The sequence below is a fragment of the Ruminococcus sp. RTP21358st1_G6_RTP21358_211008 genome (assembly GCF_040908885.1).
In the GTDB taxonomy this organism is placed as follows: Bacteria; Bacillota; Clostridia; order Lachnospirales; family Lachnospiraceae; genus Blautia_A; species Blautia_A faecis.
In genome coordinates this window covers 17,257-36,286 of record NZ_JBDGDM010000001.1, presented here as the reverse complement: position 1 = coordinate 36,286, position 19,030 = coordinate 17,257, and the positions used below count along the sequence as shown (strand labels likewise).

11 protein-coding genes are annotated in these 19,030 nt (G+C 42.9%); all 11 read left to right on the top strand.

Annotated features, from left to right (window positions below):
• Positions 1 to 118: 118 nt before the first annotated feature.
• The 11 genes from AB5Z12_RS00150 (at position 119) to AB5Z12_RS00100 (ending at position 19,028) form a co-directional block, all read left to right on the top strand.
• On the top strand, positions 119 to 5,515 hold the full coding sequence (locus AB5Z12_RS00150; protein WP_368366377.1) for a DUF3849 domain-containing protein: 5,397 nt from the start codon (positions 119 to 121) through the stop codon (positions 5,513 to 5,515).
• A 47-nt stretch (positions 5,516 to 5,562) separates the two neighbouring features.
• Positions 5,563 to 7,683, top strand: a complete 2,121-nt coding sequence (locus AB5Z12_RS00145) for a recombinase family protein (RefSeq protein ID WP_368356816.1) — start codon at positions 5,563 to 5,565, stop codon at positions 7,681 to 7,683.
• Complete coding sequence (locus tag AB5Z12_RS00140) at positions 7,620 to 7,979, top strand: TnpV protein (protein WP_368368529.1); 360 nt, start codon at positions 7,620 to 7,622, stop codon at positions 7,977 to 7,979. Before AB5Z12_RS00145 ends, AB5Z12_RS00140 begins: the two co-directional genes overlap by 64 nt.
• Positions 7,980 to 8,158: 179 nt before the next feature.
• Positions 8,159 to 8,683, top strand: a complete 525-nt coding sequence (locus AB5Z12_RS00135; RefSeq protein ID WP_118662133.1) for a hypothetical protein — start codon at positions 8,159 to 8,161, stop codon at positions 8,681 to 8,683.
• A gap of 250 nt (positions 8,684 to 8,933) precedes the next feature.
• Complete coding sequence (locus AB5Z12_RS00130) at positions 8,934 to 9,113, top strand: hypothetical protein (protein WP_199589890.1); 180 nt, start codon at positions 8,934 to 8,936, stop codon at positions 9,111 to 9,113.
• Positions 9,031 to 10,122: an AAA family ATPase gene (locus AB5Z12_RS00125; protein WP_368368525.1), complete on the top strand. Its 1,092-nt coding sequence runs from the start codon at positions 9,031 to 9,033 to the stop codon at positions 10,120 to 10,122. The genes AB5Z12_RS00130 and AB5Z12_RS00125 overlap by 83 nt, the downstream gene beginning before the upstream one ends.
• Before the next feature lie 180 nt (positions 10,123 to 10,302).
• Complete coding sequence (locus tag AB5Z12_RS00120; RefSeq protein WP_368356817.1) at positions 10,303 to 11,568, top strand: plasmid recombination protein; 1,266 nt, start codon at positions 10,303 to 10,305, stop codon at positions 11,566 to 11,568.
• Positions 11,569 to 11,686: 118 nt separating this feature from the next.
• Positions 11,687 to 11,875, top strand: coding sequence for a transposase (locus tag AB5Z12_RS00115; RefSeq protein WP_055228440.1), 189 nt, complete (start codon positions 11,687 to 11,689; stop codon positions 11,873 to 11,875).
• A gap of 115 nt (positions 11,876 to 11,990) precedes the next feature.
• Positions 11,991 to 13,700 carry a helicase gene (locus AB5Z12_RS00110; protein WP_195588096.1) on the top strand — a complete coding sequence of 570 codons (1,710 nt, stop codon included), beginning with the start codon at positions 11,991 to 11,993 and terminating at the stop codon, positions 13,698 to 13,700.
• A 205-nt stretch (positions 13,701 to 13,905) separates the two neighbouring features.
• Positions 13,906 to 14,895 (top strand): YhcG family protein, encoded by a 990-nt coding sequence (locus AB5Z12_RS00105; protein WP_368356819.1) that lies wholly within the window; start codon positions 13,906 to 13,908, stop codon positions 14,893 to 14,895.
• Positions 14,896 to 14,972: 77 nt separating this feature from the next.
• Positions 14,973 to 19,028 carry a YodL domain-containing protein gene (locus tag AB5Z12_RS00100; protein WP_368368524.1) on the top strand — a complete coding sequence of 1,352 codons (4,056 nt, stop codon included), beginning with the start codon at positions 14,973 to 14,975 and terminating at the stop codon, positions 19,026 to 19,028.
• The last annotated feature ends 2 nt before the right edge of the window (positions 19,029 to 19,030 follow it).

Genomic DNA, 19,030 nt, shown 5'->3' with positions numbered 1-19,030 from the left:
GCGTGGTATTTTATGCAGTGATGAGTTCCTGAAGCATAAAAGACCGGAAATAGCTGGGTATTTTCAGATAGAGCAGGATGCAAAGATTCAGGCGGATTATCTGAGAAATTCGTTCCGCATGGAAGAATACACCGAGTTCAATATCGGGGAAATGCGGGGCGGCTACCGTGCCGATGAGGACGGTATTACCTTATGGAAAGGCAATTATCTGACCCGTGAAGCGGAAAGCAGGCTGTCATGGGAGGAAGCACGTTTTCTTGTCAATTCCTATATGGAGGACGGAGTATATCTTCTTCCAGGAGAAACCGCAGAGCGGATTGAAACAGCGGGAATGTACCAGCAGCTTGACTTATTTTCCATGTTTACGGAGCAGGCTGGCAATCTTGCCATGAAACAGGCGGAAACAGTGACACCGATACGGTCAGAAACAAAGATACCGCCGGAGCAGATAGCGGATATTCTGCGGAGCGGCGGAGGCAGGGATAACAGCAGAAAGCGTATCTACACCAAATATCAGCAGGGAAAGACACCGGAGGAGATGGCTGCTTTCTTACAGAAAGAGTATGGAACAACCGGAAAGGGCTTTGAATTTGACGGAAAGCAGTTAGCGGTATGGTTCAATGAGGATGGGATGCGTGTCGGATATGGCACATCGACAGAGCGTCCGGTGCTTCAGATGAACTGGCAGGAGGTGGAAGCAAAAATCCGCTCACAGGTAGTAAACGGTACCTATATGGGAGCAAATGAAGCTTATCTGACTGACGAAGCAGAACGTGACCGGATTGCAGGGCATCTCTTTTTCTTTTTCCGGGATGGCATGGGAGAACTGCCGGAGGAGCTTGGGCTAAAAGCAGGAAATTATCCGGAGGCTCATGCAAGAATGATAGAATACCTTTCTACAAAAGAAGGAGTTGAGCTTGTGGCTTCCCACATGGATCAGGCACTTCATCAGCTTGAAACCGGAGAGAAAAAGCTACGTTTCCGTTCAGTTATGCCAAAAGAGGAGCTGCGGGAGGAACTTGACAATCTGCTGATAGAAAAACAAATCTTTCCAACCGCAGACCATGTGGAAATAAAAAGGGAGGATTTTATTACTCAGGACGAGATAGACCATAATCTTGGCAGGGGAAGTGGATATTCACATGGTTCTTTCCGCATCTATGATTATTTTCAGGAAAAGCATGACAGCAAAGAAGCAGCGGAATTTCTGAAAAAAGAATATGGCATTGGAGGCGGCTCTCATGCACTTGCCGGAGCAGACCATAGCTGGCAAGACCACAACTTTAAAGGGATTGAATTAAAAAAGGGAAATATCTGCGAACCTTATGCGAAAGTGCTGCTGTCTTGGAAAGTAGTCGAAAAGCGTATCCGAAAGCTGGTGGCGGAAGATAAGTATTTATCTCCGGCAGGGAAAGAAGCCTATGCCCGGTACAAAGAGGAAGAAGCACAGAAAGCGCTGGAAAAAGCACAGGCGGTAATAGAACGGAAAACGAAGGTTGCCTGTAAAGAAGCCATTGAACGGACGATTTCGGAAAAATTTGACGGGTATCGTCTGCCGAAAGATACACCGGATGAAGTAATCCGAAAATATGGTAGCGAGCGTGTCAGCTATGTACTTGCCAATACTGTCATGCACCTGACGCACGATGGCAGATTTTCTCCCGACAATAAGGCATGGGCAAAAGAAATAGAACCGTATGCCAAGTATGAGAACCGTGATTTGATTGTTTCTTCCCATCCGGCGGTCTTAAATGGATTTATCAATCAGACAAGACGGTATATGGAGCAGGAAAAGGAGATTGCGGCACAGCAGATTACCATTGACGGGCAGTTGTGTTTAAAGATTGATGAATGGAAGTCGGAAGAAAATAACTATGTGCTTGGAAATTCCATGCAGGACAATGCGTTCTTTTACGTACTCATAAACGAAAATGTCCATTTTGAATATGATTACAAACCGAGCAGGGAAGAAATTGAAAACGATTATTTGAATCTCATTGCAATGGAAGATATAGACCGACACGAAGCGGAGGTATTTTCACGCATTGAAGGAACGGAAGATGTAGCGGAAACAGAATCACGATTCTCAGTTGAGGAAACCAGCGATGCCTTTGAGCCGGGACAGGATTTTGCAGTATGGGATCATGGCAGGGAAGATTATTATATAAAAGAGGACGGTACAATTCCCACCTTTGAAACAAAAGAGGAAGCGGAACACTATCTGCAAAGCATGGAACCGGACACTTCTGGACACGATGTCCAAAAGTCAGTGGAAGAACCTGCCATAGAAAAGCCTGTGAAGCAGCCTGCACCAAAGATTGATAAATCCAATGCGGTCAATTTCCACATTACAGACGATGCGTTAGGAGCAGGCAGTGCGAAAGAGAAATTCCGACGAAATATAGAAGCAATCCGTACTTTGGAAAAGGTGGAGAGCGAGAACCGTATCGCCACACGGTCGGAACAGCAGATTTTATCACAGTATGTTGGCTGGGGCGGGCTTGCCGATGCCTTTGATGAAAGCAAATCTGCATGGGCGGGAGAATATCAGCAGTTAAAGGAATTGTTATCGTCGCAGGAGTACGCTTCTGCAAGGGAAAGCACCTTAAATGCCCACTATACCAGTCCTGCCATTATCCGCAGTATTTATGATACCTTAGACCGTATGGGATTTGAAAAGGGGAATGTATTAGAGCCTGCAATGGGTATCGGAAATTTCTTCGGAATGCTGCCGGAGAAGATGCAGGAAAGCCGACTTTATGGTGTGGAGCTGGATGGTATTACGGGCAGGATTGCAAGACAGCTCTATCCGAAAGCGGATATTAAAATATCCGGTTTTGAAAAAACAGACTATCCGAATGATTTTTTTGATGTAGCAGTCGGCAACGTGCCATTCGGACAGTATAAGGTAGCGGATAAACAATATGATAAAAATAATTTCCTGATTCATGATTATTTCTTTGCAAAGACATTAGATAAAGTCCGTCCCGGCGGTGTGGTTGCTTTTGTTACCAGTAAGGGAACAATGGATAAAAAAAGTCCGGAGGTCAGAAAGTATCTGGCTCAGCGAGCGGAGCTTATGGGGGCGGTCAGACTTCCGAATACAGCATTTAAGGAAAATGCAGGGACAGAAGTCACTTCGGATATTTTGTTTTTTAAGAAGCGTGACCGTGTGATGGACATAGAACCGGATTGGGTACATTTATCAGAAGATGCAAACGGTATCGCCATGAATACCTACTTTGCGGAACACCCGGAAATGATTGTTGGGAAGATGGAAATGGTCAGCGGTCCCTATGGCATGGAAAGCACCTGCCAACCGGATGCCACAAGACCGTTTGCAGAGCAGTTAATGGATGCGGTCAGCCGGATTGACGGGGAAATCGAAGCAGTGGAGACGGACGAGCTTGCGGATGAGCTGGCAGATGCCACCATTCCGGCAGACCCGGACGTAAAGAATTACAGCTACACACTGGTGGAAGATAAGGTATATTACCGTGAAAATTCCATTATGAAGCCTGTGGATATGTCAGAATCCATGCAGGAACGCATAAAAGGCATGGTAGGAATCCGAAACTGTACGCAAGAGCTTATCAATTTGCAGTTGGAAGAATATCCGGATACTGTGATTAAGGAAAAGCAGAAAGAATTGAATACCCTTTATGATACGTTCAGCAGAAAATACGGTTTAATCAATTCCCAGACCAACAAAAGAGCCTTTAATCAGGACAGCAGCTATTGTCTGTTATGTTCTCTGGAAAAGCTGGATGACGAGGGAAATTTCAAAGGCAAAGCGGATATGTTCACGAAACGTACCATTAAGAAAGCGGAAGTGGTTACAAGCGTGGATACAGCAACGGAAGCTCTGGCAGTATCTTTATCAGAAAAAGCAAAAGTTGACCTTTCTTATATGGCGGAGCTGACCGGAAAAGAGATTGATACAATCAAAGAAGAACTGACGGGCATTATCTTTCAGAATCCGGTCACAGACAGGTGGGAAGCAGCGGACGAGTATTTAAGCGGCAATGTCCGGGATAAGTTGCAAACAGCGAAGATTTACGCCGAAAACCACCCGGAATACAACATAAATGTGCAGGCACTTACACAGGTGCAGCCCACAGAACTGGATGCCAGCGAGATTGAGGTGCGTATCGGTGCCACATGGGTTGAACCGAAATATATTGAAGATTTCATGCGTGATGTTTTTGAAACACCGCAGCATCTCTTCAACCGGAATACAATGGGGATTCAGTATTCCGATGTGACAGGACAGTGGAATGTAAAAGGAAAAAGTGCGGATTACGGAAACAGTCTTGTAAATATGACTTATGGTACAAACCGGAGAAATGCTTATCAGATTTTAGAGGATTCTCTGAATTTAAAGGACAGCCGGGTGTACGATACCGTGATAGAGGACGGAAAGGAAACGAGAGTCCTGAATAAAAAGGAAACCATGATTGCCAGTCAGAAACAGGAGGCAGTCCGGGAAGCCTTTAAGAACTGGGTATTTGAAGATCAGGAACGTAGACAGGACTTGGTGGCGAAATATAACAAGCTCTTTAATTCTACCAGACCAAGAGAATATGACGGTTCCCATTTGAAATTCCCTGGCATGACACCGGACATCGACCTTAGACCGCACCAGTTAAATGCGGTGGCACACCAGCTTTACGGGGACAATACCCTGCTTGCTCATTGTGTGGGAGCAGGAAAGACTTTTGAAATGATTGCTGCAGCAATGGAAAGCAAGCGGTTAGGGTTATGCCAAAAGAGCCTGTTCGTTGTTCCCAATCATTTGACGGAACAGTGGGCGAGTGACTTTTTGCGGTTATATCCCGGAGCAAATATTTTAGCGGCAACGAAGAAAGATTTTGAGCCAGCCAACCGGAAGAAATTCTGTTCCAGAATCGCCACCGGAGATTATGATGCTGTCATTATCGGGCATAGCCAGTTTGAAAAAATCCCGTTGTCGCAGGAAAGACAGATAGGCATTATCGAAAGACAGATTGATGAGATTGAGCTTGCCATAGAGCAGGCGAAAGCAGATAACGGGGAGCGTTACACCATTAAGCAGATGGAAAAGTCCAGAAAATCCCTTATGACAAGACTGGAAAAACTCAACGATACTTCCCGGAAAGATAATGTTGTAACCTTTGAGCAGTTAGGTGTGGACAGGCTGTTTGTAGATGAAAGTCACAATTATAAGAACCTTTTTCTATACACGAAAATGCGGAATGTGGCGGGCATTGCACAGACGGAAGCACAGAAGTCCTCCGATATGTTTGCTAAGTGCCAGTACCTTGATGAGCTGACTGGCGGAAAGGGCATTACGTTTGCTACGGGTACGCCGATCAGCAACAGTATGACGGAGCTTTACACCAATATGCGGTATCTTCAGTATGGTACGCTTCAGAAGATGGGATTAGGGCATTTTGACAGTTGGGCAGCTTCTTTTGGAGAAACACAGACCGCCATTGAGCTGGCACCGGAGGGCTATACTTTAATAGGACGATAAAATTAACTGTCCTAAATTGAAAATACATAAGGAAGGAGGTTAAGAGAATGTCAAGGACTTCAAAGATTACGGCACTTTACGAGAGATTATCAAGAGATGATGATTTGAATGGCGAGAGTAATTCTATTACCAATCAGAAAAAATATCTTGAAGATTATGCCCGTAGGAATGGCTTTGAGAATATCCGCCATTTTACTGACGATGGTTTTTCGGGTGTGAATTTCAATCGCCCCGGCTTTCAAGCGTTGATAAAAGAAGTTGAAGCAGGCAATGTCGGAACATTGATTGTTAAGGATATGAGCCGATTAGGGCGAAACTATCTGCAAGTCGGATTTTATACGGAAATTCTGTTTCCGCAGAAAGATGTCCGTTTTCTTGCAATCAATAACAGCATTGACAGCAACAATGCTTCGGATAATGATTTTGCTCCGTTTTTGAATATTATGAACGAATTTTATGCCAAAGACACGAGCAATAAAATCAAGGCTGTGTTTGACGCACGAATGAAAGACGGAAAGCGTTGTAGCGGTTCAATCCCTTATGGGTATAACCGATTGCCGAGCGATAAGCAGACGCTTGTTGTTGACCCTGTGGCTTCTGAGGTGGTAAAGCGTATCTTTCTGCTTGCCAATGAGGGCAAAAGTCCACGAGCCATAGCGGAAATACTGACCGAAGAAAAGGCTTTAATTCCTGCCGCATATGCAAAGGAATATCACCCCGAACAGTACAACGGGATTAAGTTTGCAGACCCTTATATTTGGGGCATATCTGCCATTAGAACGATTTTAAGCAGGCAAGAATATCTTGGGCATACTGTTTTGAGAAAGTCGGTCAGCACCAATTTCAAACTGCATAAGAGAAAGACTACCGATGAAGATGAGCAGTATGTGTTTTATAACACCCACGAGCCTATCATATCGCAGGAACTTTGGGACTGCGTTCAGAAGCGAAAGAAACGAGTGAACAGAGCTGCGGCAAGAGGTACACATACAAACCGATTAAGCGGCTATCTATATTGTGCCGACTGTGGCAGGAGAATGACTTTGCAAACGCATTACAGCAAGAAAGACGGTTCTGTTCAGTATTCTTACCGTTGCGGCGGGTATGCAAGCAGGGTTAATTCCTGTACTTCCCATACGATTAGTGCTGATAATGTTAAAGCCTTGATATTATCGGCGGTCAAACGCTTTTCAAAATTCGTTCTGAATGACGAAAAAGCCTTTGCTTTGGAACTACAATCTTTATGGAAAGGCAAGCAAGAGGAAAAGCCGAAGCACAATCAATCGGAGTTAAAACGCTGTCAGAAACGCTATGACGAACTCTCTACGCTCATTCGTGGCTTGTATGAAAATCTTATATCGGGATTACTGCCCGAAAGACAATACAAGCAACTGATGAAGCAGTATGACGATGAGCAGGCGGAGCTGGAAATGAAAATGGAAGCGATGAGAAAAGAGCTTTCCGAAGAAAAGGACAGCACTATGGATATTCAGCATTTTGTTTCGCTGATACGAAAGTATAAAAATCCTACGGAAGTTTCCGATTTGATGTTTGGCGAACTCATTGATAAGATTGTGGTGTATGAAGCCGAGGGTGTGGGAAAAGCAAAGACACAAAAGGTTGATATTTACTTCAATTATGTCGGACAGGTCGATATTGCCTACACCGAGGAAGAACTTGCCGAGATAAAAGAGCAGGAAGAACAGGAAGAAAAGAAGCGATTGGAGAAACAGCGTCAGCGTGAAAAAGCCTATCGAGAGAAGCGAAAGGCGAAAAAACTTGCTGAAAACGGTGGCGAAATCGTCAAAACAAAGGTATGTCCCCATTGTCAGACAGAGTTTACCCCTACAAGCAATCGACAGGCATTCTGTTCAAAGGATTGTTGCTATCAAGCAAGGCAGGATAAAACGAAAGCCGACAGAGAAGCGGAAAAAGGTGATCACTATTATCGTCAGCGTGTATGTGCTGTGTGTGGCAGTACCTACTGGCCTACACACAGTCAGCAGAAATTCTGTTCCGAGGAATGTAAAAAGGTAAACCACAATAAGAAAACCTTGGAGTTTTACTACAAGAAGCAAAAGGAGAAAGAACTATGCAAAGATTTATTACAGACGAAAGAACAGGTATCCGATACGAACTCATCGGAGATTACTATTATCCCTGCCTGACAGTAGAGGAAAGTCCACCCCTTTCAAAATACGGGCGGTTACGGCAACGATATTTGAGAGAACACAAGCGTGTGCTATATTTTAATCTGCTGACAAGTGGAAAGTTATATGAACACCTTGCTGAAATTGATACTTCGGCTCGTGATATGGCGGAGTATCTAATAAAGGAAATGGCAAAGAAGCAGGGTGTAACGGAAGAACTGAAAGCAACGGATATGATGAGATGGATAGGATTGATGAATAACATTCGAGCCTGTGCCGATGAGATTGTATTGAATGATATTGTGTATTCCTAACGGATACCAACCGAAGAAGAACTGCTGTCAAACCGATGGCAGTTTTTCTTTTTCGGCAAGTATTCAAGAAGTCATTAAGTTGTGAGTATAGTCGAAGTGGTTGAAAAATTCGTAAAGATGTGGTATAATGTTTTTGTTTGTGAGCGACAAATCGGAAGTTGACAAGGAGTTTTGATAGCGTGAAAAAAATATTTCTTAAAATTGTGATAGGGGTTGTTCTTGTTTGTATTTTATTTGTTTGTTTTCTTTATACGAACAATGAGATCGGCGTGACTTCATCTAAGCTGGAGGCAGATATTCGTTCGTCGCAGAAGATTAAGGATGATTGGACGGTCGATGGAAGCGTTTCCAGCACGATGGCTGCATATATTTCTTACCCTCAGGATTTGAGTGACCATTCTTTTTCCGTCTATGTCAACCGCCCTGGTCTTTCCTTTGGATACTTTTTCCGTGGGGGTGGAAACCTTTCGGGGGTTCAAAGAGGAATTGCCGAGTACACCGTAGAAGGATATAATGAGCGAGCATTTATTTCTATGAATCAGCAACAGGTAACACAGCTTGAAATAGATGACGGCAACACAATTCAAGTGCTTGACATTGACAGCAATAAACCTTTTGCGATTGTTTTGCCTATAAATGCGGGAACCATTACATTCTATGATGTGAATGGCAATACTGTGGAATACTGGAACAATTCTCTTTGACAACTTCAAGTTTATCAGTATCAAAAATAGAATATGAACAACAAAAAACATCGTAGCAATACGGTGTTTTTTGTTACCCCAAACCCTACAATTTTATACATAACCACAGGTTAGTACAAATACCTTGTGTGATTTTTTGAAAGGCTTAGAAAGGGATATTTACCCCGTTTTTCGCCCCGAAAAATGACACAAACAAAGCTTAATGTATCTTTCCTGTGGTTTTTATTTTCAGATGGAAAGGTGGATTGATATGCCGAGAATGAGCAAGAAACGGAAACAAGAGTGGGCGTTGTTTCTGAATGATCGAAACCGCATTACCTACAACGAACTTTGCAGAAAATGCAGGAATGACTGTAAGCAGAGTTTCCGCTGTATTGTGGTGCTTTGCCCGAAATATTTATCGAAAAGGAGAACAAAGAAAAATGATTGAAAATGAAATGACTGTCAGCGTGCCTCTTGAAGTTGTCAAGGCGAGTGAAATCGAGCCGAAAGAAGTGAAATGGCTATGGTATCCATATATTCCGGTTGGCAAGGTTACGCTGTTGCAGGGCGATCCCGGCGATGGAAAAAGCAAGCTAATGCTTTCCATTGCCGCCCTGCTCTCAAAGGGCGAACCTCTGCCCTTTACCGAAACGGAAGAAAACGAGCCTATGACTATCATCTATCAGACAACGGAAGATGACGCCGATGATACGGTAGTCCCTCGCTTCAATTCGGCTGGTGGGAACGGAGAAAACCTCATCTTCATCAAGGAAGATGAAAAATCTTTGTCCTTTGGGGATAACCGTATTCGTGAAGCGATTGAGATGTACCACGCAAAACTTTTAATTCTTGACCCGATGAGTTCCTATATCGGAGAAAGTTGTTCGATGAACAATGCCAACGAAACACGAGCCGAGTTTAATCATCTGATAGCGGTTGCGAAAGATACAGGCTGTGCGATTGTGATTATCGCTCATATGAACAAGATGAGAGATACCAATCCCCTTTACCGTACTAACGGTTCGATTGACATTGCGGGTGCTGCAAGAAGTATTCTTGCAATCACACGCACACCGAACAAGGAAGTACCTGCGGAAAGATATTTGGTGCAGGTAAAATCCAACCTTGCCCCGACAGGCTCTGCCATTCTGTTTGAAGTATCTGAGAAAGGTGTGGACTTTATTTCCGAAATGGAAATGACAGCGGAAGAAGCGTTCCAATCCCTCGCCCCGAAAATCGGCAGACCCAACGATAAGGAAGTCAAGGCGAAAGCATTTCTGATTGAAATGCTGAAAGACGGAGAAATGCTTTCTTCGGATTGTGAAGAAAAACTTGAAGCCGCAGGGTTCAGGAAATCGACCATTAAAAAGGCAAAGAAGAACGCAGGAGTTATCTCCCGAAAGAAAGGTTTTCTGTGGTACTGGTCTTTGCCGATGGGCGATATACCGAGAGAATAAATGCAGGCTGTCTGCTGATGGGACAGTCTGTTTTTATGATTGAGGTATCAAAGGAGGTCAAGGGGGAACACCCTTGCCCACGACATCTTTGCAGACGAAGTCTGAAAGTGTCATAGTGGGTTACACACATTCAAAGAATGTTGTGTAATGGCTTCGCCCTGCCGAGAAAGGAGAGCAAAAATGGCGAAAAACAACAAGGCGGATATGAGTTGTGCAAGGGTTAAAAAGTACACCGCTTCTGATGTGAGCAAGGCAGAAAGGCACAACGAACGCAAGAATGAAACCTATGAAAATATGAATGTGATTGAGGAACGCATACCCTATAATGTGCATTTCAAAAAGCCTTTTGCCCCGACCTATATGGAACAATTAAAGCAGATGGAAACTGACGGTATGGTGTCGTTTCGAGGGCTGAGGAAAGACGCAACGCTGTTCAATGAGATTGTGATTGATGTGAACACAATGTACTTCGAGCGTAACGGCGGCTACGAATATGCAAAGCAGTTTTACGAAGAAGCATTCCATTTTATCGAGGAAAAATTCGGTGCTGATAATGTCATATCGGCTGTTATGCACGCTGATGAAATCAATGTAGCGGCAACCGAGGAACTTGGAAAAGAGGTTTACCACTATCATCTTCACGCTATGGTTTTGCCTGTGGTGGAGAAAGAAATCCTATGGAGCAAGCGTTGCAAAGATGAAAAACTGCGAGGAACGGTTAAGGAAGTTGTTCATCAAATCAGCCATTCAAAGAAATGGAAATCGGATATTCCGCTGACCGACGAAAAAGGCAATCCGCTTCTCAGAAAGAACGGAAAACCGATGTTCCGAGCTTCATACAGTATTCTGCAAGATGAATTGTTTAACCATATGACGGAGCAAGGCTTCAAAGGCTTTCAGCGTGGCGAATACGGAAGTACAGCAGAACACCTGACTTCCCTGCAATATCAAATCAAGCAGGACAAGGAACGCTTGGAGAAGTTGCAGAAGCGCATTCAGCGTGAACAGATAAAATATGAGCCTGCCCGTAATGTTTCTAAAACCTATAACGAGATTGACCGTATGGGGCAGAAAACAATCACAGGTAAAATGGCAATCTCCAAAGAGGATTATTCTGAGCTTACTGCCCTTGCCAAAGAGGGCATTACAAGTCGTGCGGAAATTAGCGAATTAGAACAGAGTGCCAACTATTACCGACAGAAATATTTTGACTGTGCAAACGCACTCGAAAGAATGAAAACTAAATACAACGAACTGAAAGAAAAGTGCAGACCTTTTCTTCAAGCGTTGGAGCATTTCCCCGAAGTTGCTAAACTTTTTACCGAAAAAGTGAAGCAACTTTTTTCTTTTAAGGAAGCACAGGAACGAGCCGAAAAAGAAGCAAGGGAAAAAGAACGACAGGAGCGTATCAAGGCTCGAAGAAACAAGCGTGGTATGGAAAGATAACCATTTCCATTATACTCACGACTTAATGACTTCTTGATATATTGAAAATCTGCGGTTACTGGGTGCTCTAATGTGAATGCCCAGCAATCAAATTTTATGAAAGAGAGGAACTGACTATATGAAAGAACAGAAATATTCTTATTCACAGCGAATTGGAAAGACAACATTCATCGTAAATGTAAAGCAGTCCGAAAGTGCCAAAAAGCCTTTGAATACGGTGTTTCAGGACATCTGCAAGCACGAGGTTTTGGGCGGCTTTTTTACGGACAAATCGTTTAATTTAGAAAATCCACAAAAAGTATCTTGACAAACTCGACCCCGAGGGAACAGGATACCGGGCAAAGACAAGATTTGCAAAATTCTTCAATCTGCCGGAGCTGATTGCACTTTTCAAGGAGAGTGCGGATATCCAGACACCGGATATGTTAAAGCTGCCTGTGCCGGAAGCAGAATATGAGAACGTGGTGCTGAAACCCAGCGAATATCAGAAAGAGATGGTAACATCGCTGGCAGATCGGGCGGAGGCAGTGCGTAACAGACTGGTAGAGCCGCATCAGGATAATATGCTCAAGATTACCAACGATGGAAGAAAACTGGCACTCGACCAGCGTCTGATCAACGATATGCTCCCCGATGAGGAACATTCCAAAGCAAAAACCTGTGTGGATAAGGCATTTGAGATTTGGGAAGATACCAAAGGGGAGAAATCAGCACAGCTTATTTTCTGTGATTTATCGACACCGAAAGGAGATGGTACATTTAATGTCTATGAGGATATAAGAAATAAACTGATGGAAAAAGGTGTTCCCGCAGAAGAAATCGCCTTTATACATCAGGCAAATACGGAGCTTAGGAAAGCGGAGCTGTTCAGTAAGGTAAGAAGCGGACAGGTTCGTTTTTTATTGGGTTCTACTGCAAAAATGGGAGCCGGGACAAACGTGCAGGACAGACTGATTGCTCTGCACCACCTCGATGTACCGTGGCGTCCGTCTGATATTGAACAGCAGGAGGGGCGTATTTTGCGGCAGGGCAACAGGAATCCAAAGGTTAAGATTTTCCGGTATGTGACAGAGGGAACATTTGACAGCTACTCATGGCAGCTTATCGAGAATAAGCAGAAATTTATCGGTCAGATTATGACAAGCAAATCTCCGGTGCGAAGTTGTGAGGATGTGGACGAAGCAGCACTTTCTTATGCAGAGGTTAAGGCTCTGGCAACGGGGAATCCCTATATAAAAGAAAAGATGGATTTGGATATTCAGGTCAGCAAGCTGAAACTGATGAAAGCCAACCACACCAGTCAGAAATACCGTCTGGAGGACAACATTGCAAAGCATTATCCACAGCAGATAACCATTCTGAAGGAGCGTATCAGTGGCTTGCAGGCAGATATTCAGACTGCAAAAACCAATCTCCCAGCAGATAAGGAGTTTTTCTCTATGAGGGTCGGGAATAAGGTCTATACGGATAAAAAAGAAGCCGGAACTGCACTTGTGGAGATGTGCAAAGAAATCAAGAGCGTTAATGCTCCGGCAGTCATTGGAGAGTATGCAGGCTTTAAAATGGCGGTGTCCTTTGATTCCTTTAACCATAAATTCGTTATGAACATCAAAGGACAGCTCAGTCATAATCTGGAGATTGGTGTTGACCCGCTGGGTAACATTTCCCGTATCAACCATGCGTTGGAAGCCATGACAAAGGAACTGGCAGAAGCATCCACAAAGCTGGAGAATGTGGAGCGTCAGCTTGAAACAGCGAAGGTAGAGGTTACAAAGCCATTTGCACAGGAAGCAGAGCTTTCAGAGAAGTTAGACCGCCTTTCTGCCTTAAATGCCCTGCTCAATATGGACGAAAAGGGAGATGACGGAATAGGTATGGAAGATGATAAATCGGAACTGGGTACTGAGCAGGTGGCAGATACCAGAAAACCGTATCCCATAGAAAATACCCGACATAATTATGCTGTGGAGAATGGAAATCCGCAGGGAATGAGGCTCACAGCAGCGATGGCGGATAAGCCGGCACAGAGGGTATCCTTGAAAGAAAAGCTTGAGACTATGAAAGTAAAGGCTGCGGGGAATAATATAGAAAATTCCGTGCAAAGAGATAAGGGGAAGGAGGAGTATTTGTAATTATTATATTTCTTTTTATGCAAATATGAAATATAATATTAGTTCAAGGGAAATATAGTGATAGAGCGATTTGGAAAAAGCTAAAGAGAAATGGAGACAACGTAATACATAAAAATGGAAATTGAATTTGTCAGACACTGTCTGACAAATTCGGAAAGGATATATTATGAATGATTTAGAGCAGACAAATATGCTTCAGCCATTGGTGGATGAGATTGAAACAGCAGTTTCAAATGCCAAAAAAGAGATAGCTGAAAAAGTAAACAGTGTAATTACAGAGACGTATTGGAAAATCGGAAAATATATTGTTGAGTTTGAGCAGGATGGAAATGTTAAAGCAGCATACGGTTCAAAATTATTAACAACACTCTCGCATCAATTAACTTTGCGATTGGGACGAGGATACAGCCGCCCAAACCTCAACAATATGCGGAAGTTTTATCTTTGTTATGAGAATTGTCAGACGGTGTCTGACAAATTGACATGGTCGCATATTTGTGAGCTGATAAAGATTGATGATGAATTAGAAAGAAGTTTTTACGAAAAAGAATGTTATAAGGAAAAGTGGGATGTAAGAACACTCAGGCGACAGATGGATTCCGCTTTGTTTCTTAGATTAGCTACAAGCAGAGATAAAGAAGGAATTCTGGCACTTGCCAGAGAGGGAATTACTTATGACAAGCCAGAGGATGTTATCAAGGATACTTACACATTAGAATTTTTGGGACTTCCGGAGAAAGAGCGTTATAGTGAGGAAGACTTGGAGCAGAAAATAATAGATAATCTCCAAAAATTCTTGTTGGAATTAGGAAAAGGATTTACCTTTGTGGGCAGGCAGTATCCCTTAACTGTAAACAATATTCATTACCATGTGGACTTGGTATTTTACCACAGAATTTTGAAATGCTTTGTGCTGATTGATTTAAAGAAAAATTCCGTCCAGCATATAGACATCGGTCAGATGAATATGTATATGGGGTATTTCGCAAAAGAAGAAAATATGGCAGATGATAACCCACCGATTGGCATTATCCTGAGTCATAACAAAGATGAACTGCTTGTAGAATATGCAACTTACGGTATGGACAGCAATTTATTTGTTTCAAAATATGAATTGTATCTGCCAAATCGCAATGAACTCCAAAAATTAGTGAACAATATTTTAGAGAAGGATACAGAAAAGAAAGAAGAGTAATAAAAAAGCAATCTAAAAAAGATGCAAATTGAATAGGCATATCGAAAAAGACAATCAGAGATGGTTGTCTTTTTTGCGTGGAAAAAAGAAAGGACAATCGAATTATGGAAGATAAAAATACCGTTTACATGAGTGAAAAGCAAAAAGTCAAAGAGATTACGGATAAGCTGGAAGCTGGTTTGAAAGAGCTTTTTGAGAGTGAAAAATATAAAAGCTATCTCAGTACCATGTCAAAATTTCATAATTACAGTTTTAATAATACGCTGCTGATTGCCATGCAGAAGCCGGAAGCTACGCTGGTGGCAGGTTATCAGGCGTGGCAGAAGAACTTTGAGCGGCACGTCAATAAAGGAGAAAAGGCAATCCGTATTCTTGCACCAGCTCCTTATAAAATCAAAGAGGAACGTGATAAGTTAGACCCTGTAACGGGAGAAATGATGTTTGATGAAAACGGTATGCCGCAGAAAGAGGAAACAGAGGTTACCATTCCTGCCTTTCGTGCGGTATCTGTTTTTGATGTATCGCAGACGGATGGCAAGCCTATTCCGGAACTGGAAGTGAATGAGCTGTTATCTACGGTGGAGGGATATGAGGATTTTGTCCAGGCGCTTATGAATATTTCTCCTGTTCCGATTGCATTTGAAGATATTCCCGGCGATTCCAAAGGGTATTTCAGTACAGCAGAAAAACGGATTGCTGTTCAGGAAAATATGAGCGAAAGCCAGACTTTGAAAACAATGGTGCATGAGGTGGCTCATTCCAGGCTGCATGATAAAGAAGTTAATCAGAGCATGGATATTCCGGTAAAGGACAGGAATACAAAGGAAGTGGAAGCGGAGAGTGTGGCTTTTACAGTGTGCCAGCATTTCGGTATAGATACATCCGATTATTCCTTTGGATATATCGCAGGCTGGAGCAGCGGCAGGAATATGAAAGAGCTGAAATCTTCCCTTGATACAATCCGAAAGACAGCTTCAGAACTGATTACAGGCATTGAGGGGGCAATGCAGGAGCTTCAGCTTAACCGGGAGATGGAGCAAGAACATGGAAAGGAAAGCATTCTGCTGGTACATAACGAGGATTTTTCAGAATACAATCTTGTCAGTGTCCGTGGAATGGACAGTGCAGAACTTATATCCGCTCTTTCTACCATGAATGAAGAGGATAAATCGAATATATCATCTTATCTTGAAAGCAAAGGAGCATGGACTACCGAACTTGCTGACGAGCAGACGGAAGAAGCGGAGGAATATCATATTGATGTCCGCTATAACATGGATACAGACGAGCTTATTGATGTAAAGGAAAGAATGGAACACCCCATTGATACCAATTTATCTGTCATGGGGCAGGCAGAACAACTTATCAATCAGTTGGAAGCAGAAAAAAATATTTTCACGTCTGAGGAGCGAAATCTGATTGTAAATTATGCCTATAAACTTGATGATATGAATAAAACAAGGGAACTTGCAGAGAAACTGGCATATAGGGAGCAGTATGCCCAACAGGATGTGGCATTGACCATAATTGATGCAAAGGCGGAGATTGATGCCCTGCCTGATCCGATGATTGGTTTGTCGGAAATGAGGGAATATGGCTATCAATGGAATGAAATGCTGCCATTAACACAAGAGAAAGCATTGGAATTATTTGAACATGATTTGCCTGTATATTTGCTTCATACTGACGGTGCGGAATCATTGGCAGAAAGCAGGGAGCGTATAGAAGAGCATGAAGGTATCTTTGGGGTTGAAAAGGAAACATGGAATAAAGCATTGAAACAGCAGACTAAGATTACACTTATCTTAATGGACGAACAGGAGCGAGAATATACATACCCGTATCCAGTTGTGGCTGTCGATATAGAAGAAATGGGTGGGGATAGAACTGCGGTATTCAAGACCTCAGAGCCTATTTCAGATACTGATGTGGCAGAAATTCATAATGCTTTTTATGGAACTGATTTGGAATTTGAAATAGAAAAAGAATTAGGTATCACATGGGTGGAATCTATTAACTATGAGGACGGATCTGTTATTACACCTGAAATGGCAAGAAAAGAGCAGCTCCTATATGCTAGTACTGATAAATATGGAATTTATCAATTAAAGCCTAATCCGGAATTAGATTCCTTACGTTTTGAGGGGACGGAATCCTTAAAGCGTATGGGCATTACAAAAGATAATTTTGATGCAATTAAACCAGAGAATTATACACTTTTATATGTGGGCGAATTATCTGAACTGCAAAAAGAGACGCAGGGGGCAACTTTAGAGGCAATCTTTGAAAAATTCAACCTTGACCACCCAGAAGATTTCAGAGGACATTCGCTATCTGTCAGCGATATAGTGGTGCTTCATCAGAACGGACAGAATACGGCTCATTTTGTGGATTCTTTTGGATATACGGAAATACCGGATTTTTTACGGGAGCAGACACCGGAAAAGGAAGAAATGCAGGACTCTTCTGGACACAATGTCCAAAAGACAGAACCGGAAATAGATGGAGATGAAATCATTGATCTTGGCGATGAAACAGAACAGGTGCTTGCGGAAATGAAAAAAACTTTGGAAAGTGAACAGGAAACAGAACTGGCATTTTCTATTGCAGACCGTTTTATCAGCATTCAGGAAGTGGATGGCGGTTATGATTATTCCATTATGGGAGCTGATTATAAGGAGATTGACGGAGGAATTTATGATAATCCTGATGTGACGATAAGGGAAGCCTTGCATGATATTTTAGAGGATTTGAAGTCACAGCCGGATTACAATGGTGCAAAAGGAAATATCCAAAGAGAAGATGAACTGATACCGATGGATTATGATGGACTGATGGAAAAAGCAGAGGAAGCAAATCGTATTATTCCGGAGAGTACACCAAGCAGTGTGGTGGCAGATTTTAAGGCAAAGACCGGGGAATTATTCCACGATATTAGTGAAATGAATCCGGAAGAAATCGAGGAAACTGTGAAATGCCATGTGCAGGCGAAGATTGAAGAGTATGATATTAATGCAACAATCGTGGATGTTGCTGTAACAGGAAGCAGATGCAGGGGATTAGAGCATGAAGGTTCTGACCTTGATGTGGTGGTGGAACTTTCCACAGCGGAACGGGAGGACGATTTATTTAATGCCTTTAATGAGGATGGACTTCATATCGGAGAAGTAAAAGTTGACATCAATCCAATTACAGCCCAACGAACAGGTACGCTGGAATCCTATCTGCCACAGATGGAAGAATATTTGGAGGGCGTCAGACAGGTAAGAGAGCAGGAAAAGGAGAGCGCAGAAGTAACTTTAACTGTTTCGGAATGTGGAGAATTTCATAATCTTGGTGAGTGTTATGAGAATATTCCTACGGTGGATGAAGCTATAGCAATCTGGAAGCAGATACCTTCAGAGCGGATGAATGGTATTCCGGCAATCGGAATCAATATCCTAGGGAGAGGGGCGGAACCCTTCGAGGATTACGAGATTGATGTTTTATCTGGAAAGAGGATTGACCTTGGGGTTTTGGACTATGTTCCTGATATTAAAAACAATCCGCAGGCAATGGAAGTCATTACGGAACTGGTGGCTAAATTGCCCGATATGGAGATAGATGGCGTGATGAGTGAAGAAATGGAAGCAAGAGTGTGGGAACTGCGTATGCCGGACTTGCCACAAGAGGAACAGCTTGCAGTAGAACTTGACCGACTTTCCTACGATTATGATACTGTACTGTATCACGATAGTACAAGAAATATGACCGAGAATGTATCAGAGCTTGCAGAATCCATAAAACAGGGCGATACCGGACATTTAACAACGTGGCTTGCAGACATTATTTCGGAGGGAGCTGTACCAGAGGAAATAAAACGAGCAACGGAGCTTCTGGAAAAACTGACAGAGTATAAGCCGCTTGCCAAGATTGAGGAGGCAGAAGAACAGAATTATAATATGATTGATAATGTGCTGAATAATGGTGTTGGGGAGAAAGCCCAAAGGGAAGAAAATAAGAGAATGGAGGAGAAGCCTACGGTAAGGCTTTCCTTAAAATCCCGTCTTGCGGAGAAAAAATCACAGGTAGAAGGGCAATCGAAAGAACATGATGTTCAAGAAAATGAAAAGAAAAGTCAGAGGGAGATGTAAGT